Annotated in this window: 11 protein-coding genes; 5 read left to right on the plus strand and 6 right to left on the minus strand. The window is 42.5% G+C overall.

The annotated features are described in order from the left end of the window. Window positions 1-73: 73 nt before the first annotated feature. Together LU361_RS09525 and LU361_RS09530 are read right to left on the minus strand one after the other, a co-directional pair. Complete coding sequence (locus LU361_RS09525; RefSeq protein WP_233088614.1) at window positions 74-1489, minus strand: FadR/GntR family transcriptional regulator; 1416 nt, start codon at window positions 1487-1489, stop codon at window positions 74-76. Window positions 1490-1911: 422 nt separating this feature from the next. After that, window positions 1912-2361 carry a CBS domain-containing protein gene (locus LU361_RS09530; RefSeq protein ID WP_233088615.1) on the minus strand — a complete coding sequence of 150 codons (450 nt, stop codon included), beginning with the start codon at window positions 2359-2361 and terminating at the stop codon, window positions 1912-1914. Between the two features lie 1338 nt (window positions 2362-3699). Between LU361_RS09530 and LU361_RS09535 the strand changes: the two genes are divergently transcribed. Continuing rightward, complete coding sequence (locus LU361_RS09535) at window positions 3700-8079, plus strand: Ig-like domain-containing protein (protein WP_233088616.1); 4380 nt, start codon at window positions 3700-3702, stop codon at window positions 8077-8079. A 115-nt stretch (window positions 8080-8194) separates the two neighbouring features. Here LU361_RS09535 and LU361_RS09540 read toward each other — a convergent pair whose 3' ends face one another. Beyond that, complete coding sequence (locus tag LU361_RS09540; RefSeq protein ID WP_233088617.1) at window positions 8195-9085, minus strand: ROK family protein; 891 nt, start codon at window positions 9083-9085, stop codon at window positions 8195-8197. Between the two features lie 230 nt (window positions 9086-9315). Between LU361_RS09540 and LU361_RS09545 the strand changes: the two genes are divergently transcribed. The 3 genes from LU361_RS09545 to LU361_RS09555 all read left to right on the plus strand — a co-directional run bounded on the left by LU361_RS09545 (window position 9316) and on the right by LU361_RS09555 (window position 13807). Then, window positions 9316-11547: a YgiQ family radical SAM protein gene (locus LU361_RS09545; RefSeq protein ID WP_233089524.1), complete on the plus strand. Its 2232-nt coding sequence runs from the start codon at window positions 9316-9318 to the stop codon at window positions 11545-11547. Between the two features lie 378 nt (window positions 11548-11925). Further along, window positions 11926-13122: an MFS transporter gene (locus LU361_RS09550; protein WP_233088618.1), complete on the plus strand. Its 1197-nt coding sequence runs from the start codon at window positions 11926-11928 to the stop codon at window positions 13120-13122. A 232-nt stretch (window positions 13123-13354) separates the two neighbouring features. Beyond that, on the plus strand, window positions 13355-13807 hold the full coding sequence (locus tag LU361_RS09555) for a hypothetical protein (protein WP_233088619.1): 453 nt from the start codon (window positions 13355-13357) through the stop codon (window positions 13805-13807). Between the two features lie 109 nt (window positions 13808-13916). On the opposite strand, the gene LU361_RS09560 is transcribed toward LU361_RS09555, so the two are convergent. Both LU361_RS09560 and LU361_RS09565 read right to left on the minus strand, forming a co-directional pair. After that, the gene (locus tag LU361_RS09560; RefSeq protein WP_233088620.1) at window positions 13917-19091 is read right to left on the minus strand and encodes an SDR family NAD(P)-dependent oxidoreductase; all 5175 of its coding nucleotides are present in this window, start codon (window positions 19089-19091) and stop codon (window positions 13917-13919) included. A gap of 914 nt (window positions 19092-20005) precedes the next feature. Continuing rightward, window positions 20006-21634: an endonuclease gene (locus tag LU361_RS09565; protein ID WP_233088621.1), complete on the minus strand. Its 1629-nt coding sequence runs from the start codon at window positions 21632-21634 to the stop codon at window positions 20006-20008. 362 nt (window positions 21635-21996) lie between these two features. Here LU361_RS09565 and LU361_RS09570 point away from each other — a divergent pair, with 362 nt between their 5' ends. Beyond that, window positions 21997-22683, plus strand: coding sequence for a nucleotide-binding protein (locus LU361_RS09570; protein WP_233088622.1), 687 nt, complete (start codon window positions 21997-21999; stop codon window positions 22681-22683). 320 nt (window positions 22684-23003) lie between these two features. Here the strand turns inward: LU361_RS09570 and LU361_RS09575 are convergent, their stop codons facing one another. Further along, the gene (locus tag LU361_RS09575) at window positions 23004-24098 is read right to left on the minus strand and encodes a lipocalin-like domain-containing protein (RefSeq protein WP_233088623.1); all 1095 of its coding nucleotides are present in this window, start codon (window positions 24096-24098) and stop codon (window positions 23004-23006) included. Window positions 24099-24102 lie beyond the last annotated feature (4 nt).

Consider the following 24102-nt stretch of genomic DNA (forward strand, 5'->3'; position numbering starts at 1 on the left):
TGTATTTTTAAGAGTGAACAAACACGATTAATGTTTGTTCGTGATACGACTGTTTTTAAAATCTAAGTGAATTTTAACGCAAACAATGAGAGACCAATAATCGGTGAGACTTCATTAAGGTTTTTGCCAGATTGGGTTCTTTATTGACGATGGCATCAATAACTTTTTGTTGGCTGTTTTTTAGATCGTGAATATTTTTTTGCAGACGCTCTAAGCGGTCGGAATCGCGAGTAGCCAGTTTACTGATTTCAGCCAGAATACTCATATACATCGCTAAAATTGGGTTGCAGGAGAATTCACAAAGCGTTGCGTGAAGCTCCAAACTTGTGGCAATGTATTCCTCAGCACTGGTTCTATTGCAGTTTTCCAGTAATGTTTTGAGTGTAATAATTTGGTCGCAAGAAATTTTTTCTGCAGCCAGCTCAGCAGATTTAATTTCGATAATTTTTCTCGATTCGTCAAATTTTTCGAAGCCAAAATTAGCGTGGAATAAATACACAACAGCAACAGGAATTAAAGACGCTGGGTTGGGTTGGCTAACCATTAGCCCGCCACTGCGGCCTTTTTTCTGTTCCACTAAGCCAATAATTTCCAGTTGGCGAATCGCTTCTCTGAATACAGCTCTCGATACTTTATAGCGTTCCAGTAAATCGGGTTCTAACCCTATTTTGGTTCCAGGTTGGAGTTGGTTCTCTACAATGTGACGATGAATTTTATAGACGAGTATTTGTGCTTTTTTAGGGGAGGAATTTTCTAGCCAGTTAGGGAATTCTTTTTCGCAAACTGTTTTACTGAGTGTTTCTTGATACTGCTTTTCTAATAAATCTAAATAACTATTAATCTCGAATTTTGATTTTATACTTTCACCTAAAACCGCGAGATCGATACAGTTAAACAGTAATTGTATGCTGGGTGCATTGAAGGCAGTACTTTCATCCGTTGACGTGTAGGCGTTATTAATAACGTCCATGATGGGTGTTAGAAATAATCCGATTGCCGGGTTGCGAGTGTATTTGATGAGTTGAATTAACAACTTTTTAAAAAACTTCAGCGAATCGTTTTCTGATGATTGTTGATCTTTCCACGACGTTTTTAAGGTCAGTAGGCTGATTCTGATTTGCTCGTGCTCGGGAGTGGTGAGCAAGTCGATACCGTATTCGGTGAATGCTTTAATGACGGCAATCAAATCTGAAACCGATGTGTTCGACAGAAACAGATAATCGCGGATTATGTTGGAAATGGTTTCTGGATTTAAATTGCCAACTCGTAAACCACCGCCAGAGCCTCTCACTGAGGTTGCCAACCCTTGCCACTCAAGAATTCTTACCGCTTCGCGGAAAGGGTCTCGGCTGATTCCGTACTGAGCTAACAATTCCGGCTCTCGTCCAAACAAAACGCCAGGGCTTAGGTTTTGGTCAATGATGTCCTTGGCAATGCGGTTTGCCAATAAAAAGCCTGTTTTAGCGCATTGAGTGGATTTGTTCGCCATCGGGGAAGCTCTAGTAAATTAAGGTTATCCGTCTTTCGACTATTCTACGCTAATTTTATTCGATAATTGTAGGAAAAAGTGTTTTTTTATAACTCTTATGACGGAATAGTGATGTTTGTATTATACGTAGAGCGATTTCTATAAGATTTAATTTTTAATCGTATTTGTATGAAATTATCTTTTTCCAGGAAAAAGGGAACGGCTGCTGTATCTCAAGTGCTTAATTTGTAGAGTGTTTTCAGACCGTGCGCCGACATGTGTTTCTGAACAGCGCGGTAATTTAATGCTGAAAGAGGAAATAGGGGAGTAGAAACCGCTAGTGATCGAGCAGAAGCGAGAAGCCTTCTGCCCGTGGGAAAGAGATAGATGGTCAGCTTGCTGATTTGAAGCTACTTACCTGTGTATGATCAGGTAACGTGTGATCAGGCAAGGTGTGCTTCGTGTGGTTGATTGATTCTCGGCTCTTTACCAAGCTGAGCCAAACGTTTATCGACCGCTCTTAAGATGAGTCGGCGACTGATAACTCCGGTTAGTTTTCCTTCGGCACTGAGCACCGGATACACTTTAGGTTTGTTTTGCAGCATTTGCTGCGCGAGGCTTAACAGATCGTCGTCTTCTCTGACGCTCAGAACCTCTGTTCTCATAATATCTCTTACCTGAGCAACACGTTGATTGTAATAGATGACTTGAATAGCTGAGCCCAAACAATCTTGTTCAGAGATCCATCCGATAACTTCTCCAGTGTTGGAGACTACCGGCCCACCAATAACTTCATGCTTGATCAGTTCCTTAACGGAGTCTATGACAAGGTCTTCTTCATGAAACTTCACGAAATCGGTGGTCATGTAATCTGAAACTTTAAGTGATTCCATAATAGGTTCCTGCCTCTTTTGTGTATTGGATCGAGAAAGCCCATTGCTTGTTCCTAACCAACATCACTGAACAACCTAGAATTCGGCTTTTCGATAACTGCGTTGTTAATCAGTCTTGTTCAATATTAGATCTTGTGCCAGTTTTTTGGATATCAAGGCTGTTAGTTTTCACGAAATTCTCCAATGACAACCTTCACCCAATGCTATAGACCACATGTGAGCGGTTTAATTTTAAGTGAGCGGTTGGCACTTTGTCGCCTAAATACTCTATCCACACGAATTGGAAGCCGTTTGATCTTGAGCAGCTTGATTGCACTTGGGCGTGAAAGGTTAGGACTGGTTGCTTCCAAAATTAAGTTTGGGAGGCTGATTGTGGCGGCTGATTTGTAAAACTTAGGCGTGAGCTCTCTGGAAATTCTAATTTTATTAGAATTAGTTTTTATAGGTTTTAAGAAATTTTGCCTATCTAGGAATAAAGTGAATTGTGGTGAATATTTATTCTTTTAGATTTTGTGATATTTGATTTTTTATATTTGAATGATTGACTGAAATAATCTCTCACTATCCTATACGGCCGGCTTTGCTAGAGCGTCAATTCAATGCAGTGTGTAAGTGTTTGCACACGCCATGTCAATTGAAAATATTGATGTTTATAACCTAGATCTCATTTTATTAGTTGCTTATGAATAATAATGTGTTTTCAACGAAACCGAATATATTCGTCAATGTCAGACTGCCCGGATTGAATAATATGGATTGTTTTGCGAACAAAAAATAATCACTGAATTTTGTGTGATTATTTTGTGACATATTAGCTTTATAACTCATATGTAATGGGTACGATATGCCAGTTTGTAATTTGCCGATCAATGCTATAAAACATAGCTAGCATCGCACCGACTCGGCAATTTGATTATTGAATTCATCGACGTTGATTGACCTTTTGGTTCAATTTTTCAGTCGTTCATAGAGCTTCGAGAGGACAATCCTCGTTAGCCTGTGGATTTGAATGCCACATCCCACTGACTTGCCGTTTGCTTAAGCAAACACCGTTATTTTGGGATGCACAGTTAAGCGTGTTTTTAGTATCAGGATCGATGAACTAATGACATTTTATTATCGATTATTTGATGCAGGCTAACTTTTGGTTCGTGCAAATAATCAAAACGTGTTGGTTGTTCAACTGGGGAATAGACCCAGTCCACATAAATAGACATTGGCATCTAAACGTACCAATTAAGAAAAAGCCCTCGTTTATAATGGTTTTATTGGTTACATGCCGTAGCTTGTGGCATGTTTAGGTGATTCTCACAAATTTTATGATTGGAAGTTATTAAAATGAACGCGAAGTATATTGCAGGATGCGCAGGTATTTTTTTGTTTGCGTTGCAAGGCGCGTCAGCCCAATTTCTTAACCAGTCCACCACGCCTGGTGAGTTGATTAGTAAATCCCATCCTGAACTTGGTCGTTTAACCACGATTGAAGTCCTCGGTGACTACATTATTGCAATTCCGGAAATCCCATCGTCTACGGCTGAGGGCGATTTTATTGTTCGAGCATTGGATATTTCGGATCCAGCAAACCCCGTAACCGTCCAGACTTTTGGTCGCACCGCCCAACCCATTCTTGCTCACGGTACCTACAAACGTGGCAACGAGGTTTACCTTGGCGGTTTTCCAAATGACGCAGTTCGTTTGGAAGAAGACGGCTCTCTAACCCACACGCGTTGGTCTGGTCCAGATGCCCACTTTAATAAGAGTGGTATGATGCACCCTTGGGCGGCTCGTCACTGGTGGAGCTACGGTAACGTAACTGGTTTGTCTTGGTTGCAATTAGATGGCGAAGTTACCGCTGAGTGGGATCACCTCGGTATGACGGGTGTTATTGGTTTCCCGGCGTTCATGGGTAACTTAATGCTCTACGCCTCTGACCAATCTTTCTCTGGTATGGCTGCTTATGATGTCAGCGATCCTACCAACCCAGTTTTACTCGACGTTTTAAAACTGCCTGAAATTCACCCAACGTTAACTCGTCGCCGCTTTATCAATGGTGCGGCCACAGATGTACCTATTCAGTACGGTCTTGGCGGTTATTGGAGTGAAATTTACGGCCACTATATGGTCTTTGCTCGTCGACTTGAGAACCCAGGAATTCAAATCGTTGATTTCTCTGATCCGACTAACCTGCGAGTTCACTGCGAAATTTTATATCGAGACCCATCGTTAGGTTTGGATCTCGATTTCACCACGGGTCCGACTTACCTTGGCTTCCAAGACGAATATGTCTTCTCGGAGCAGCTTAAAGTCAATATTGAAACCTGTGAAGTAGAGCTTCACTTAGACGAAGTTGAAGCCGAAATTGAAACCAGCCAATACAGCCGACCTATCGGTAACTTATTATTGACCGGTGGTGGTCATAACTTCTTGATTGAAGGCCAGGGCATCGCTTCTGGTGGTCTCGGTATTTGGGGACACCAAGCTGAGCCAGACCGTCGTGCACCGTTTGTTGCGTACCACATTCCGCAAGCTGATCAAACCAATTACCCGTTGATGGCTCCGATTTCATTCATGATTCCGGAAACATTGCGTACTGAAAATATCGTTATTGGTGAGAACATTAAAGTATCTGAGGTCGGTGGCGAAGATGTGCCGATCGATTACTTACTCTCACATACCGGTGTTCTTACTGTTGATCCTCTTGAGAATTTAAAACCTTCAACCACTTATGAAGTAACGCTTGTAGGTCTTGAAGATGCTGTTCATAACGTTATGGACGAGTTCACCTTCCGATTCTCAACCGGTGATGAAGTGGTTCGATCTGTACCACAAGTTCGAGCAGTGAATGTATCACCTCGCTCCACCGTTATTCTGAATGAAGCCGTTACCGTTTCATTGTTGGCCATCGACGCCGACGGTGATCCGCTAGAGTATCGTTTCCGCCGCTCAGCCGGTGAAGCTTATTCCGATTGGAGTTCTTCAAATACCGCAACCTTCTCATACGATGAAGCCGGTACTTACCAAGTAACCATTCAGGTTCGAGATACTCCGTCAAACAACGTTGTTACTTCGGTTGCCAACATCGCTGTCGTTGAAACCCTAGCGGTTAGCGAAAGCAGCTTGAAATCAGGGCCGATGGCACTGACCCAAGACGGTGAAAGCGTTTGGGTTGCAAACCCGGATAACAACACAGTTTCTCAGTTATCTGTCACCAATCATCAGAAAACTTCGGTTGGTGGAACCGGCGAAATCTTTGTCGGTGAAGATCCAAGAAGTGTCGCCGTTGATAGTAACGATAACGTTTGGGTAACTCTTCACGACGAAGACGCTATCGCGATTCTCGACTCTGCGGGCAACCGTATTGAGACAATAGAAACCGGTTACGGTAGTGCGCCAGTTGGAATAGTGATGAACCGTGAAGGCACATTTGCTTACGTGTCTTTGTACAATTCCGGTGAAGTTATTCAGATTGATACCGCCACTATGACGGTCTTGCCGCAACGCGCTCAAAACCTACCAACGGTGAAAGCGTTAGCGTTGACCAACGACGGTAATCAATTATTGGCGACACGCTTTATTTCTGATCAGAACTGGGGTGAGGTGTGGTTGATTAACACCACAACCATGACGGTCAGCCGTGTTATTAAGTTGGATCAAAGCCTTGAGCCTGACGACATCGATAACGGTCGCGGTGTTCCTAACCAAATTGCTAGCGTCATTATCGATGCCGACGACAAGTACGCTTACGTTGTTGGTAAGAAAGACAATACTGCCGGCGGTTTTGTTAATGAAAACGTTGATCTTGATGATGACAACACAGTTCGAACGTTTGCCGCTCAAATCGACTTACTTTCTGGTCTTGAGTTACGCGAGCGACGAATCGATTTCGATAACGCCGACTCACCAAGCTCTCTTGCTCTGTTAAACAATGGTGCTTTCCTTCTCGCTGGTCTACAGGGAACCAACCAAGTATTTGTTATCAACCGCGATGTTGATAACGGTAACCTGGGTTCTGCTGCGAGCCGAATTGCCACCGGTCTTGCACCGCAAGGTTTGTTGTTCGACAGTTTCAGCGAACAATTAATGGTGAAAAACCTTACCGATCGCACAGTTTCCTTTGTTGATCTGAGTGATTTCTTGTTGGGTAGTATCGTTAACCCAGACATCGAAACTGTATCGACCGTAGAAAATGAGCTTCTTTCTGACGAAGTCTTGTTAGGTAAGCAGATCTTCTACAACGCGGTATTAGGGTTGGACAGCGAAACTGCTGAAAACCGTGCGCTCACCAGTGCTGAAGGTTATTTAAGTTGTGCAACTTGTCACTTGGATGGCGACTCAGATGCTCGTGTTTGGGACTTTACCGGTCGCGGTGAAGGCTTGCGTAACAACATCACTCTGAACGGACGTATGGGAACTCGCTTCGGCTTTGTTCACTGGTCAGGAAACTTCGATGAAATTCACGACTTCGAAATCGATATTCGTGAACGCTTCCGAGGTCGTGGCTTGATGACTGATCAACAGTACACCGATACTGGTGGCGCTGATCCGTTGGCAAGTCCCAAGGCTGGTGTTAACCCACAGCTAGATGCACTGGTTGCTTACGTGAATAGCCTTGGTCAATCCTCTATTGCACGCAGTCCTTTCCGTGAAGATAACGGCGAATTAACAGAAGCTGGTCAACGTGGTTTTGAAGTGTTCACTGAAGCCGGTTGTGTTAATTGCCACACAACCTTAGAGGACAGTGGTAGCTTCACTATGGTGGGTGCTTTCACTGACGGAGCTATCCGTGACATCGGAACCACACGAAGCTACTCAGGCTCTCGTTTGAACGCTGAATTGCCAGGATTGAAAACACCGTCGCTTCTGGGTGTATTCCACTCGGCTCCTTATCTACACGATGGTAGTGCAGAAACTCTAGAAGACGTATTTACCACTGTTGGGGGTGAGGTATTCCAAGCGGAAACTGCGTCTATCTCTGGTGATGCAGCGGTTGTTGAACCTGAAGCATTCTCTTACTTAAGAGGCGGTGCAGGTGTTCGCATCGGTGCTTCAAGCTCTGTTGAGTTCTCCGATGTAACTAACTCAGCGTTCGAAGGTTATGTTCGTGTTCGCTACGGTTCTCTGAATGAGCCAGCATCTATGATGCTCACCATTGGCGATCAAGAATACGTTCGTGAGCTGGAAGTTTTACCAACTGTTGGTGGTGAAGATGTTAACTTCCGTGAGCTGACCTTTGCAGTCTCAGTTCCAGCGGGAACCTCTGATGCAGCCGTTACGATTGAATCTGAAAGCAATACTGCGACTGTAGTAATCGACGATATCACTGTCTCTACACCAGAGTCTCTTGCTCGAAATGCTCCTCACCAAGCGTTTAATTCATTAACCGTAGGTGATAAAGAAGACTTGTTGGAATTCTTATCTCAGATTGACGGTAACAATGCTCCTGCTGATGACGCAGAATTGAATATTGTTACTACAATCGTAGAGTCTACTGAAAATCCAAACGCTGGTGGTTCAAGTGGTAGCAGTTCTGGTGGTCAAACACCAGAAGAAGAAACAGGTAATGATCCAGTGGTAACCACACCGGAAGAAACTGTTAACTCTACTGATCCTGTCACTAGCAGTAGCGGTGGTGGTTCTGGTTCATCCGGTCCATTGGCCTTGTTGCTACTACCTTTACTGTGGAGAGTTAGGAAGAAGCTCGCGCAAAAGCTGAATTAATGGCTCGCCTATTAATTAACTAATTCCCAGTAAACTAAAAAGCCCCGAGATATCGGGGCTTTTTTTATTCATTTTTTCGTTGCTCACACTATTTACATCTAACCACAGGATTTATTTACCAAAGCCAAGCAGCTCCTCTTACACCAGAAGAATCCCCATGTTTGGCGGGCCTTATCGGTGTGCTAAATTCATTGCCAAGAACGTGTTTTTCGACATCTATTGGCAGTGTATCGTACAGCTTTGTGATGTTAGACATTCCGCCACCGAGCACAAAAACGTCTGGGTCGATGATGTTGGCAACCATTGCAATCGCTTTTGCTAAACGTTGTTGGTAGCGATGAAAAGCATCTACGGCATCGTGATTGCCGTCATCCATCTCGGCAATGATTTCTTCGCTTCTCAATCTTCGTTGAGTGTGCTGATAAAAGTCGTTTTGAAATCCAGTTCCAGATAAGAATGTTTCAATGCAACCGTTTTGTTTGCAATAACAAAGTGGGCCTGGATATTCTTCTTTTGTCATCCAAGGCAGTGTTGTGTGCCCCCATTCTCCACCAATGCGATTTAGTCCCTCGTGAAGCTTGCCATCAATCGCTAAACCTCCACCAACGCCTGTTCCAAGAATCATGGCAAAAACGATCGATTTATTGTTACCGGCGCCATCGGTACTTTCTGATATGGCTAAACAGTTGGCATCGTTAGCGAAACGAAGTGGCCTATTGAGTAATTTTGATAAATCCTCGTTCAACAATTTGCCATTGAGCCAAGTTGAGTTGGCATTCCTGATACGACCATGTTTGGGAGAAAATGAGCCGGGCATACAGATGCCGACCGAACCCTGTAAGCCGAGCGTATCTTCAATCTCCAGCACCGCTGTAGTGATGGCTTCAAGTGTTTTTTGGTAGTTTCCGACGGGTGTAGATTGGCGTTTGCGAATGAGCTCTTGATGATTGTCGTCAAGAGCAATGGCTTCTATTTTAGTGCCTCCAAGATCGACTCCAATTTTCATGTGAATCTCCGAACTTGAATTAACGAATCAGCTTAAGTTTTTTCTTATTTTAAAAGCGGCTGATTTTGAATGGTGTGATTTTTCGTTATTGATGGGGCAACGGTTTCTCATGATATCGCCAAATGACTTAATAAATAAAACCTCAAATTCTAAGTGTCTATAACTTTGCTCTATAATTTGGGAAAATGCCCGCCCAATTAGCCGTCGATTTATTAAAACCAAAAAAACTCATGCCTATTAAAGCTCCTCATCTCTTTTCTTATCCTAAATATTGGGCCGAATGTTTCGGTACCGCGCCGTTTTTACCGACTTCTCGGGAGGAAATGGACCAATTAGGGTGGGATAGCTGCGACATTATCATCGTGACAGGTGATGCTTACGTCGATCATCCTTCATTTGGTATGGCAATTATGGGGCGTTTATTGGAAGCCCAAGGTTTTAGAGTCGGTATTATTAGTCAGCCTGATTGGCGAGACCCACAAGCGTTCTCGGTACTTGGCAAGCCGAATTTGTATTTTGGCGTAACCGCCGGAAACATGGATTCGTTGATCAATGGTTACACCGCCGATTTACGCAAACGCAGTGATGACGCCTACACACCTGCTGGCGAAGCGGGCAAGCGTCCGGATCGGGCGGTGATTGTCTACAGTCAGTGCTGTCGTGCGTTGTGGAAAGATGTTCCCATCGTGATTGGCGGCATTGAGGCAAGCTTGAGGCGTATTGCTCAGTACGATTATTGGAGCAACGCGGTTCGCCGTTCTGTGCTGATTGACGCTGCCGCCGATATTTTACTTTACGGTAATGCGGAGCGAGCCATTGTCGAACTCAGTCATCGATTGGCCAATGGCGAAAGCGTTTCACAGATCAATAATCTTCGCGGCACCACCATTGTTGTTGACCACACGCCGTTAGGTTTTACGGAGTTGGATTCTTCTCGCGTTGATTGGCCAGGGAAAATCGACAATATTCCAAGCCCATACGAAACTACCCACAATAATCAAAATGTCGACGCCGACGGCAATGTTGTTGATAAAGCCGAACCTGAACAGCAACCTCAGCGTGATGATGTTGTACGTATTGTGCCAATGCCGCTGCGCCGCTACGAAGAAAAAGTGCCTGCAGATAAAACCTGCATACGTTTACCGAGTTTTGAAAAAGTCAGTAAAGATCCGGTGTTGTATGCACATGCTTCACGCGTGCTACACCAAGAATCGAATCCTCATAACGCACGCGCGCTGATTCAAAAACACGGTACAAAACAGGTTTGGGTTAACCCGCCGCCGATTCCATTGGAAACCGAAGAAATGGATGCGGTTTTCGATTTACCGTACGCGAGAATCCCGCACCCGAAATATGAAGGGGTAAGAATTCCGGCTTATGACATGATTAAAACGTCCGTCAATATTATGCGCGGATGCTTCGGCGGTTGCACATTCTGTTCGATTACCGAGCACGAAGGTCGAATCATACAAAGTCGTTCTCACGAGTCGATCTTAAAAGAAATTGAAGAAATTCGAGACAGAGTACCTGGCTTTACCGGAACCATTTCCGATTTGGGCGGGCCGACCTCGAATATGTACAAACTTAATTGTAAAGATCCTGATATTCAATCCAATTGCAGAAAGCTCAGTTGTGTTTACCCAGAAATTTGTCCTAACCTAAAAACCGATCATTCGGAAACCACGCAGTTGTACCGAAAAGCGCGAGCGATTGACGGTGTTCACACAATTGCGATTGCCTCGGGTCTTCGTTATGACTTGGCGGTTGAAGATCCCGAATACGTGAAAGAATTGGTGACCCATCACGTAGGCGGTTATCTAAAAATTGCACCTGAGCACAGCGAAAAAAATACGCTCAGCAAAATGATGAAGCCAGGAATGGGCACCTATAATCGCTTCGAAAAAATGTTCTACAAGTACTCTAAAGAAGCAGGTAAAAAACAGTACTTAGTTCCATACTTTATTGCTGCTCACCCAGGCTGCGAAGATGAAGATATGATGAATCTCGCGCTGTGGTTGAAAAAACACAATTTCGAAGTCGACCAAGTACAAACGTTTTATCCATCGCCGATGTCACTTGCGACGGCGATGTATTACTCGGGTCGCAATCCACTAAAACGCATTACCTACAAATCTGAAAAAATTTACAGTCCGAAAGCGTTGGATGAACGCCGAATTCAAAAAGCGTTTTTGCGTTACCACGATCCAGCCAACTGGGCCAAATTGCGAGAAAGCCTCCGAGAAATTGGCCGAGAAGATTTAATTGGTGTTGGTGATAACAAGCTGGTTCCGGCAGAGCATGAAGAATACCGTGTGAGACGAGGAATAAAACCTCGGCCTGCGCGCGGGGATAAGCGTCAGCAGGGGTTAGCCGGAAAGAATAAGCCTCGTGCTGGAGCCAAACGAAGTTCCGGTCGGTCAAGCAACAACAGAAGTGGTCGCAGACCAAACGGTCGTCGTTAATCGCGTTATACGCTCCTTAGTGTTGTTATTTTCATTGAAGCTAACTTAATTATCGTCATTGAGTTAGCTTTTCTTTTTCTGGATCTCTCTTCTTTTTGTTCTCTGCTGTTCGATTAGCTTTTATTGTTCTCTTAGTGTTTCATTGATAATCGGTGAAAGTGACAAACGTTATTTTCGTCTCACTATTTTCGTCTCACTATTTTCGTCTCGCTTTTGTTTTTGTCGTTATCCGTTACTCAGTCTTGACGATAGCGTTTATCGCCGATTCATATTTTTATATTTATCGTGTGTTTGTATTATTATTAATATCAGTTGGACCGATTTACTACAAAACAGGCTCTACAGCGTTTCACGCCATCGACAGCATTCGAGAGATATATGAACAGCGAACATACGTCGGACAAGCATACATTCCTCATTTTATTGATTGCCCTCGGCACACTTGCGGGTATGGGGGCGACAGATCTGATTTTACCAGCAATTCCCAGTTTGCCAGATGTTCTTGACGGAACCCCAAGTCAAGCGCAAGGGGTGCTTGCCACCTATGTTTTAGGGGCCGGAATTGGGTTGATTATTTTTGGTGAGCTTGGCGCGCGATTTAAAATCATTCATTTATTGATTATGGCCTTGGTCTTTTTTTCCATTCTTTCATTGGCCGCCACATTTGTGACGTCTTTAACTCAGCTTTCGGTGATTCGCTTTCTTCAAGGAATTTTTGCATCGGCCGCTGCTGTGTATGCGCCTGTGATGATAAAAAGTGTTTTTGCCAATGACCGAGCTGTGATCGTAATTGGACGAATCAGCAGTCTTGAAGCCATGGCACCAGCAATTGCGCCAATATTTGGTGCAATACTGTTAAATTCATTTGGCTGGCGTTCCTCGTTCTATGTGATTGCCGTGATCGGGTTGTTACTCAGTATTACCTGGATGTTACAAGGTGCACTCAAAGAAAAGTTTGGCATCATTAAACCTGCGCAAGAAGGCTATGCAAGCTTGATTAAAAAGCCCGATTTTATGCGCTATTTATTAAGCCATGCGTTTACCTTGGGGGCATTACTCACGGTTGTATTGTCTGCGCCTAAAATCATAACCGGCAGTTTAAATGGCGAACTTCATGATTTTATCGTCATGCAAATTCTGGGAATCAGCTTATTCGTTATCGCTGCCAATATGACGCCCGTGTTCAATCGTTGGTGGGGCGATGAGAACTCCATTGTCATCGGTTCTGTGCTCACCGCTGTTGGTTGTTTGGCTCTATTGTTTGTTGCCTACTTACAATTGAATTCCATTGTCTTGTTATGGTTGTGTTTTATGATCATTAATTTGGGGGTGGGTATTCGAGGGCCTGTGGGGTTTTACAAAACCCTAGTGGCTGCCGGAGAAAACGATTCCAGAGGCAGCGCCTTGTTAATTTTGTTCATTATGTTGTTTACCGCAATTGGAACGGCAACGGTGGCTCCGTTTATCAATGCGGGCTTGATGCCTTTAAGCGTGGTGGTTGTTTCTTCCTCAATATTATCGGTTTTTATACTGCTGTTTCCGGTATCACGCCCAGTTAAAGAAAATCTCGATTAACCAAGGGAGTTTTACCGTTTAAGGCGCACTTCGATCTACCTTCGATTCATTTCTACTGTGCGATTGTTGGTATAATCGCAATTTACCGATCTTATGGCCGTCAAAATTCTGCTCAGTCGGTAAGTTGTGTCTTTATATATGCCGTCCCTAAAGTGATACTCAATTGATTTGGGGAGAACGGATAAATACGGGTTTGGATTTAAAGTGTTGTGAATACGTTTGTGGTTTTATTATGAATGCAGAAGAAAAAGTAGAGTTACACAGCGAATCTCGAATATCCCCAAAAGAAATCGTCACCTTAGTGTTGGTCGCGGCACCATTTTCATGGTTGGTGAATGAAATCTTTAGGACTGTGGTGCCGAAATTATTTGTCATGAGCACACTGAACGAGTGGTATCTGATGGGAGATTGGATAACTACCGCCATTCGACAGTTTGGCTATTTTGTATCCGTGTTGCCGCTCGTTATTTTCGTGATTTGGATGACGAAGTTTCGGTGGTTATCAACATTAATTGGTATTTTTGTGGTGTTCCTTGCCGTTCAAGGAATAACGCTTAGCTTATCCGGTAACTACGATAGTCCTCTCACCTTGTTGATTTCAAAATCTTACCTTTGGATGTATTTCTACATCACTATTTGTACTTCATTGATGTATTTCGGTGGTTATCTTTTCAAGAAAAAGTAACGGTTTGTATTTCAAAATCCATCAATAAATTTTTCAGTCACGTTTAACATTACTGTTTAACAGCTAACAGAAGCTCCAAGATATTCAGAGCTTCTGTCTTTTTGAAAAATTAGTTGAGAAGTGCGAGCTTGTCTTTTACCAGTGCGGCAATCTGATGGGGGCCGTTATCTTTTAAAATACCAAGGTGATTGCCTTCAATCAGATGTGCTTCCAGCGGTGCTTCTGGGTCGGTCATTAATTGATTCCAACCGCCGTTGATAGCCAGACTCTGACCTTTATGGCTGGGTTCGTGTTCTGCCCTAAATATGATGGTATTTTCTGGGTGTGGCCACTGCTTCATGGATTTTTTATACGGATGAAATGCTCGGGTGTAATGTACTTCGATAATTTCCGGTTTCAATTTAAATGAACTGTTGACAGAAGATAGAGCACTTAAAAATTTACGTCGAGTGATTCGAATACCGTCTTTAATCTTAAATTTCATATCTGAAATTACGCGGTTAGATTTTAAATCTACCGGCAGATTGAAATCCAATACCCCAAGTAGTTCGACTTTATCGCCATCTGCGGTTAACTGCTGAGCGACCTCAAATGCGATGGCGGCACCAAAAGATAGTCCCATCAATCGGTACGGACCCGACGGTTGGGTTTCTTTTATTTTTGCCAAATACGCTGATGCCATTTCATACACATTCAGCAATCTGTCTTCCTTAATGGCTTCTTCTTCCATGTTTAAATAAATTGCATAAACCGGTGCAATATCTTTAAAGGCTTTAGCGAGTTCGGCGTAGAGCTCTATGCCACACAAGCAGAAGATCGGTGTGTTTTCCGTTTCTTTTTGCAGGCAAAGCACGCGATCTTTTCGGTTGTCGGCGGATTCGGTTGCCGTTGTTACTGAGGTACTGTATTCCTGTAGCCGAGTACTGATAAGTTCCGATTGCTTTAATATGGTTGTGTGTTCGTAAATATCTCCCAAGCTTAATTCTATGTGCCACAGTTTTAACATGGTCGAATGCATCGTGGTGGTGAGCATAGAATTACCGCCCACGGCGTAAAAACTGTCGTTAATACCGAAATCGTTGTGCCCCAAAACGGATTCCCAAATTGAAGCGATTTGTTGTTCGAGATCATTTCTTGGTTCAATGCGTTTTGTCGATGAAACTGTGAATAGCTTTCTTAGTGCTGAGTAGTCAACATTGTTATTGTCGTCACACGGAATTTCGTCGACAACCAGCATTGAAGCATACACGTGGCTTGAGTGAATGATTGGTTCGATCTTTTCAATCGAGTTGGTATCACTTTCGGATTGTTCTCGACTTTTTTCGATGCACAGTATTTTGTGTAAGGTGTCTATGCCTTGAGATTTGCTGGTTTGAAAATTGATAGAGTTCGAATTGATGCCCACTGAAATATTCGTGGGCGCTCTCGACAAAATACCCTCTAGGCTCGTTAGTGCTGCTCGCTTCGTTAATACTTCCAGTCCTTGTTTTTTGATGATGTCGACAGGTAAGTCTTGACTGAGGCCAACGCCTTTCCAGGCACTCCAGGCAATGGTATAAACCGGTCTACCGCTGTCTTGCTGCGTTTTCGCCAGTTGTTCAACGTACGCGTTTGCCGCACTGTAAGCTGGAGAGCCGAGTTTGTGGTTAGACGCCATCACTGATGAAAAATATACAACCAATGTGTTTGGTTGGACTGCCACCAGTTGATTGATGGCTTTTGCGCCTTCAACCTTAGTTCTCCAGACAGATTCTAAATGACTGTTTTTTATGTATTGACTGTCGTCGTCGGCGATGACACCGGCTAAATGAAATACCGCGCTAAATTGGGTATTTATTTCTGATTGATAATTTTGTATTTCTGTATTGAGATCAGCAGCATTATTAATTTTGTGGTTCTTATAGATAACATTTCCGTCTTTTTTCAAAGATTGTAATCTTTCATATTGTGTTCTGTTTTCTATAATAAAGTGCTGCTCGTCTTTAGAGCCTAAAACTACCAAATTGATGTTCCGTTTCTGAAGCCACTGACAGACTTCAAAACCTATACCACCCAGGCCACCTGTCACTAATACCCAGCTGTTGGCTTGTAACTGATCAATGCGTGCAGAGGGTGAATCAAACACAACGTTTTCCAATCGCTTTGTTTCTCTGACGATTGTGTTATTGGCCGCATTAATTGTTTGGACATTTTGATTGCTGTTGTCTGAGTAGGGTTGGTCGAATCGATATCGAACCTCTTGAATAGGAGATTTTCGAGTAATTTCTGTTTTTAGTTTCTCAGAGAAATCAACCAATTTATTTTCAAGAGAGAAATCAAAATACACAGCTTTTGTCGTTGGTGGTGACAGAGTGTCGCTACGATTTTCAGCGGTTAAGTTACGGCTGATGTAATCGTAAACCAGTGTTCGGTAGTACACCGAAATCGACCAAAACAAAGCGCTGTCAATTAAGGTATTGCTGCCCACCAGAGTGTAGCCAATCACGTTTGAAATGATTTTTCCGTCTGCAATCAAGGTTGCAATCAGAGGATTACAATCAATTATAATTGTTTCAAACGAGAGTGCTTGTTTGTCATTAAATGAGAACAGCCGGAAATCAACGATTGAAAATGGTGTTTCATCCATGTAACCGTAAAGACCGTTGCGAAGATCAAGGTAGTATTCGCTGTGAGATTTTTCAGGGTCTTCTTCTTCAATGTAGAAAATTTGTTCTGCAGGAATCGATTGCGGCCATGTTGCGCTGTCTTGCAAACGTTTGTCGGCAATAATCAGAATGGTTTTAGCGGAGGCGGATTCTATGGTTAGGAAGCGGCAAATTTCCGGTGTTAAATCAGACACTAAAATTAATAGATTATCGGCTGATTGATAGTAATCAGCGCAACCGTAATCCAACGTCCAGTCGTAGCGAGCAAACCAGTTTTTTACGGTTCGCTCTGAACCTGTTAGTAGATCGATTTTTTTACAAATTTCCTGGTAATTACCCGCTTCTACTCGTTTGACCAGTTGTGAACGTTGAATTTTCTGAATGCTGGTTTTGGGGATGTTCTTTGGAATTTCTGGGATTAAATAATCGGGCGTTAATTGGTGCGAAGAAGAAATCGCATCGTTAACGGTTTTTAACAGTTGAGTCAATTCTTGATCGTTAAGATCTTCTTTTTCCGGGCAGAAGAAAACGACTAAGTTTTCGCTACTGCCGTCAGTTCCTTTCGTTTGGATGGCGGCACTGTAACCCGTTAATACGCCAGGAAGAGCGTCGACAATTTCTTCGAAATCCAGCGGGCTAAAATTTTTGCCGTTGATGATAAGTGTATCTTTGGTTCGTCCAGACAGATAGAGTTCACCCTCGTAGATAAAGCCTTTATCACCGGTGTTGAACCATCCGTCTGAAGAAATTAATGCATTATTGGCTTCATCGTTATTGAGATAACCGTTAGACAGTGACGAGCCTTTCACTTGTAATTGGCCGACGCTCAACTCGGATAACACATTGAATTCGGAATCTACAATACGCATTGACATGCCGGGAATGACTGGCCCCAAGCTTGTAAACGAGACACTATTTTGGGTGCCTTTTTTGACAATTTTTAAGGTGTGATTAGCCAGTGAATCGCGGTCAATCGGTAACTGTTTTTTAAACTCGCCTTCTGGTGGGCGGCTGTAATTAATTCCCGAACCTAATTCAGCCATGCCAAAGGCAGGCACAATGCAGTTTGTTCTTAAATTGTAGGGCTTGAGTACCGCGGTTAAATCCCGAGCGGTTGACTCGGCAATGGGTTCGGCGGCATTTAAAAATGTATTTACACAGGATAAATCCCAGTCGTATTCCTCTGTGGATTTTTTAATAGTGTTGATAATGCTTTTATAAGCGGTGTCTGTAGCCCATGTGTGGGTGACTCGATGCTGATTGATTAGGTCCAACCAATTGATAGGATTAGCGAGCACCAAATCTGTTGGAGCGTAAATACTTTTGCAACCTAAAACCAAACAGCGTATGTGCCAGTCAGATATACTGCCGATGTGATCGAACGGCAACCAGTTTAATGTGACGTCATTCGGGCTATTTTCCCATAATTCAATGGTGCCCTTACTGCGGGCGAGAATATTACTGTGCGTGAGAGCCACACACTTGGGAACGCCAGTACTTCCTGAGGTTAAATTTAAAAATGCAATATCTTCCGCGTTGCATTTTGTAAAAGAAAGTAGGGTAGGAATTTCTTCTGATGGTGCATTTAACAGGTAATTTACGTCTAGAAAATCACTGCGGGCGAAGTCACTGTCGCAGTTATTTTTAAGAAAATCACCGGTACTCTCGTCAACAATGATTTGGGCGTTGTTTAAATGTTTCCAAACACCGTCAATTTTCTCAAAGTCTTTTTCTGTTGGTTGAGCAGAAACCCAAGTAGTAGTAATTACTGGAATACAGTGAGCAAATAAACAACCCCAAAAAGTCACAAGGGTATTTTTTAAATCTTTTACATGAATAATAACGTAAGGGTTTTTATTGGTTTTATTGATGATTAAATTCTGGGCCAGTTTTTTTGCGGCTTGGTGTAAGTCTTTACAATTTATAGTTTCAGTGGCTTCTGAGTCGCTGGATAAAAAAACCAATTCTGGCGATTCTTGTTGTCCGGCTCTGATTTCCAGAAGTTCAATCAAGTTGTGTGGCGGTAAGCTCTCTGTTTCGCTGTCGTTGTTGTGAACTTCAGAGGTTTTAATCGCATTCTCTGGAACCGTATTGTTGTTCTGAATGTTATTGCTGGAATTGTCTGAGAATAAAGGAAGTTCGTTACCAGTTGCTTGGTGCAATTTACATTTTGATATTGACGATTCGATTTCTGGTAATGGGATATTTTTAACAATGAGTTCGTCAACATGGATATTGTTAATATTGATTGACCGTTCACCTAAAAAGATATGAGGGATGTTGTCTGAATGATCATAATCCGTTTGCTGTTTTATATCAGAAATGACTCGATTTTTACTCTCTAGAGAACATTTTTGAGATGACCGATAGAATTCAATCAGTTTCGCTTCATCAATTAACCCTTCGCAATCCAGTGGCAAATTAGATACTTGAATAACGTCATCGGCGTTAGATGTCAGTTTTTCAAGGGCGTCTTCGAACAGTACTTGGTTGGATACAACAAATCGAACCGTCTTGAGTGAGTTGTTAATAGATATTTCAAGGTCGAAAAGTTGAACGAGTGTATTTTGTAAATCTCTAGAAATAGAGTCTGAGACATTGGTGTTAGAGACGCGCAAACTTGTACCTTCGAATTCCATTTTTATATCCCGTTATTTTGCTTCCAGTGTGAATGTCAAAATTTGTGCTCAAGCGTAAGCTCATTGCCACGGAGGTATCACTTGAGATACATCGAAGTTCTAATATCGAAAAAATCGGCACAATCAAATTCTTTACACTGAGATTTGAATAAACCTAGTGATTACTACGTGAGTTTTTGATTATTAAGTTTTTGTTCCGTTAAAACTTGCAGGAATAGAAGATCGTTCTAATATATGACGAATCTTTTTTAATTAATATCTACGAAGAAGTCCAACTTTTTTATTTATTTTAATTAATGTTTATAAATTTGTTATAACTTATTTTGATCCCTTTTGGATAGCTTATTTTTAAATTATTTTTTTGTATAAGCATACCTGTGAGTAGAAATTTTAATTAATAGGTAAATCGTATAAAAAAATAAGTTGCGTATTGTTTTTTTGGCATAAAGCTGGAATTTAACTGTGTAAAATAATTTTGGTATTTTTATTCTACATTTTAATTGTTGTTTCTATATATAAGTTAAATTAAATAGTTAAGAACCTTTGATGACAAATTACTCATTTGTAAAAAGTCTACTCTTTTAGAATCTAATAAGTGTTTTCTGTAATTCCATTTTGAATGTGTAGTTACAAAATCATAATTTACAAATACGAATGTAGATAAGCCAATAGAGATGAATAAGAAAATATGAATAGCGAACGATAGAGAAGTAAAGCGCAGAGAAAATCGTAAAAAGGTAAAAGCTTGAAGCAGATAAAAGAGGTGAGTAAAGAGGTGAGTAAAGAGATCAGTAAAGAGGTAAGTAAAAAGATGGGTAAAAGAAGAGAATTACTTATTCTTATATAACGTTACAAAGAAATAAAAAAAGCAGCCCGTGGGCTGCTTTAATGGTGTAGCTGTATGTTGTTGGCTATTAGTTGCCCCAAATTTGCGAAACAAACTCTGGGTGATCAACGAATGGGTTTCTGTTGCCTTGGTGTGAGAAAGACGCTTCGTTGCGATCAATTTCTTTCTGGCTAACCGGATCTTGCTGGTGCCAGTCGACCAACATATTAACCACCCAGTTTTCGAACGGCTGGTTGCTAGAGCCATTTAATACCGCGTTACTGGATGAAGAATTATTTTCCCAGCCAGCAATTCGATCTTCATAACGAGTAGCCATGTAGAAGTAAGCGCGGGCTAAATCCCCTTTAAATTCGTCGATAGGTTCGAACACTGTTCCGGTATAACCGAGACCACTGCGAGCACTACCTAAACGAGAACCGTTGGTTGAGGTAAATGTAGCAGAACCAACTTCACCGTATGGGAAGCTGCTGCGACGACCGTTAACTTGTCCGTCAGTTGCGAAAATATGGTGAATGTCTGAGTTCATTGGCTCTATATCGCCGCCGAACCAACTGCGTGGGAAAGAGTGCTCACGGTTGTAACAACTGCCTTCGCCACGGAAGGTACCGCACTGATCAGAACCTGGTGTGTAGTTGTAGGCGTCTTGGCTGGTTGGGCGCTCTGAGTAAATATCGAGAATGGATGAATCATTTTCGTAGAAACGATCCAGCTCGTTGCTCAAGTAGAACGTCCAAACGGCGCTGTAGCCTTGTACTGAATGATTGCGAATAATACGGTGTAATTCTGATTTCAACGCAAATCCAGTTAAACCTGCGGCACTGGCGTAATAGCCAGTTGGTTCACCGCCACCACCTGTGTTTCCGCCGCCGGTATTACCTGATACTGGTAAGCTGAATGTGGTGCTTTCGCTAGAACCAAACTGACCGCCGCTGGCGACTTGGGTGCCTTCGGCGGTAACAGCGTAATTGCCGTTGCCGAAGCTACAACAAATACCATCTCCGAAAGAATCATTAATAGTGAAGGTGTATGAGCCGTCAGCTAAACACAATTCTTCACTGATTTGGGTGTTGTTTGGATAACCGCTGCCAGAAGCCACAGATTGAGACGCGCTGTTTCTCAACGTCCAGCTGGTTTCAGAGCCGAAGTTATCAGTCAAAATAGAAACGGTTACTGGATTGGTGCTGCAACCAGAACCCGATGAAGAACCGCCTGCGGCAGGTGCAAAATTGTCTACATAGACAAGTTCAGAACCGTCGAAGCCAGAGACATCGTAAAAACGCAAACCAACAGAAATGGTTTCGTTGGCAGATGCGGTGTAAGTGAAGTTAATTTGTTGCCACTGGTTAACCAGCGCTGGGTTTGAATAGACGCGGAAACCGTCGGCAATTAAACGTGCGCGAACTCCACCTTCGGTGTGATAAACGTAAGCGCTGAATTCATAAGTTTGATTGGCAACAACGTCAACAGATTGTAAGAAATCTGTATTAGATTGGCTGGCGGTGTTTACTACGACCGCTGCAGAACTGTTACCTTGTTGAGCAAAATTTGATTGGCTAACTGAAATTCCAGAGTCAATGGTTGTCCAGTTAACAGGTGTGTTACCGCTAAAAGTTTCGAAGCTAGCATTTTCAATTTCAGCCGCGGCCATTTGGGACAATCCCAAAAGTACGAGCCCAAAGATACCTTTACGATTCATGATTACTCCTTCAAGGTGGATTTTGGCGCGACTCTAACCCAATTTCATCGATATTTTTATGACTACTTTCATCTAAATTGAAGAATTCTGACTTATGTGACAGAAAAGTCGTAAACGAATATTCTGGAATCACTTATTTGTCGCTGACAGATAAGTGAAATTTATGTTAATGACTCATCACTTGAAAATTTTTTTCCCGAAATCGATCAAATAAACGGCTTAACAAAGTATTACTTTTTGTTATTTGTCATCTGGTAGTAATATCAAAACACTTAAAATTTTGCTTGGGTTAAAATAGTAGGCTGCATTGAATAAATTAGTGTTTGAGTGCTTCAAACACATTCGAAAAACCAGAGGGAAGTATGGCTAGGATTCATTTTATCAGTGGTGAAAAAGGCGGTGTTGGTAAATCGTTTACAGCGCGTATATTGGCGCAGTACTTAATTGATTCGGAACTACCATTTGTAGGTTTTGATTCAGACCAGTCTCACAGTACGTTCAGTCGATTTTATTCGGATTTTAATTCCCTAATTGATGTTGATGATTTCGAAAGTTTGGACAAAATTTTAGAAGTCGCTGAGAACAAACCTCGCAGTGAAATTGTGGTTGATTTGGCGGCTCAAACTGCGCGTAAGTTAGATGAATGGATTGAGCAAAGCGATTTATTTGAAATCTTAAACGCCATTGATTCCACTGCGTATCTTTGGCACGTGATGGACGATGGCGCTGATTCCGCTCGATTATTAGAAGCAACCTTAGATAAGTTTTCGGATTCACCCGTTCAATTGGTTGTGGTAAAAAATATGGGGCGTGGCAATAATTTTGAACTATTTGATAAGTCGTCTATTTTCGAAAAAGCCCAAGAGAACAAAGCAATCTTTTTGACTTTGCCTAAACTGCAATCGGCGTTGGCTCAAAAAATTGATTTCTATAATTTCAGTTTTTGGGCGGCTGCGAACAATGCAAAAGCAATGTCTACCGCTGAACGACAACGTGTGAAAGTATGGAAAAATAATTGCTACGACAAATTTAAGCGCTTTTTAGCCTAAAAATTACCAGCTCCAACCGATACTAGGGCCTGTTCACACTAATTTAATCACACCTGCTGGAGCGTATTTTTTTCGTATTTTAGGCGCAGTGAGTGTGATTTGGTTGTTCCAAATGAACGAGCTGCAACACGAAATACGGAAAAAATACGCCGAGCCCCTAGGGTCGACCCTAAAACACGCCATTCGTTGTTGTTCGTCGCTTATTTAGCGCGCTAAACTGCACTCCTCACGCCTAGACTGACGCGTTTTAGAGGCGACAGGTGCGGTTAAATTAGTGTGAACAGGCCCTAGCGTGTTGGAGTTGGTAGCAAGATCTCCAGCTAATAACCCGATAATTCCAAATAGCCTCGCCCGGTATGACTGCCAGAAACAATCATGGCGCCTTCCCAGTATTGCAGTTGTTGCTTCCATAATTGATCATTGATCACGGCTTTAATTTTTATATCGACATTTAATTTCGGTATTTTTAATTGCCAATAAACTGGATATTTCTGTTCGGAATTGTATGACCAGTAATCGAGCGGTGACAGACTGACATCATTCGGTGAGAGTTCGATTTTAGTACCATCACGATTCACCCATACGCCGCGGCTTGAGGGATGTTGATAGTTTTGCTCAGAATTGTTGGTTCGAAGTCGGTAATACATCAACTCCTGGTTGTCATCAAATTGCAACGCAAACCAATCCCAACCTTTTTGATCGTTGTCCAAGCTGGAACTTCCCCATTCGCGATCGAGCCAGCTTGAACCTTTGACCGTAAAAGTTTTATCGCCGATGGTAACTGTTCCTGTTGTATTTAAGCGGGTGTAAGAATAGTAATGCGAAGCGTTGCCTGGAGCTTCGCTTTTGGCACTAAAGCCACGATCACCTTGCAGTACCATTGGCTTATCTGAATTTAAAGATAATTTTAGTGCAACCTTGCCTGCGTTATTGTCGGTAGCAAGGGTGTCTAGTGTTAATGGGAAAAAGTTGTTGGTGTCTGATGATAACTCCCAGTTGTCTAACCAAACGGAAAAGGGTGTGTGTTGGGCACCGGCTAATCCTAAAGCTGAACGACTGAAGCGTTCGAACTGGTAATGTTGCTGATGTTGAAAATCGGTAACTGCGAAATGCGCAGAGTAAATTTGTTCTGATTGCCAATCGGGTTTGGTTGTTTTATGTGTATCTGAGGCCAGTGCAAATCGGAAAAAGGTAATTTGATAACCCCATTGGTTATTAGGGTTGCTATCTTCTTCTAAGTTGCCAGTTATGTACCACCATTCAATTCGGTATTCGGGATGACTGCCGTGGTCTTGTGGAAAAATAAAGGGCCTGGCCTCAAAAACCTTAGCAAAACCGTCGTCATTTCCACGAATTAAATTGGTGTAATCAATGGTATCGTCTTGGGCAGCTGCAATTGCACTGAAGGCAGACAAAACC

It is taken from the genome of Sessilibacter corallicola, from assembly GCF_021290925.1.
In the GTDB taxonomy this organism is placed as follows: Bacteria; Pseudomonadota; Gammaproteobacteria; order Pseudomonadales; family Cellvibrionaceae; genus Sessilibacter; species Sessilibacter corallicola.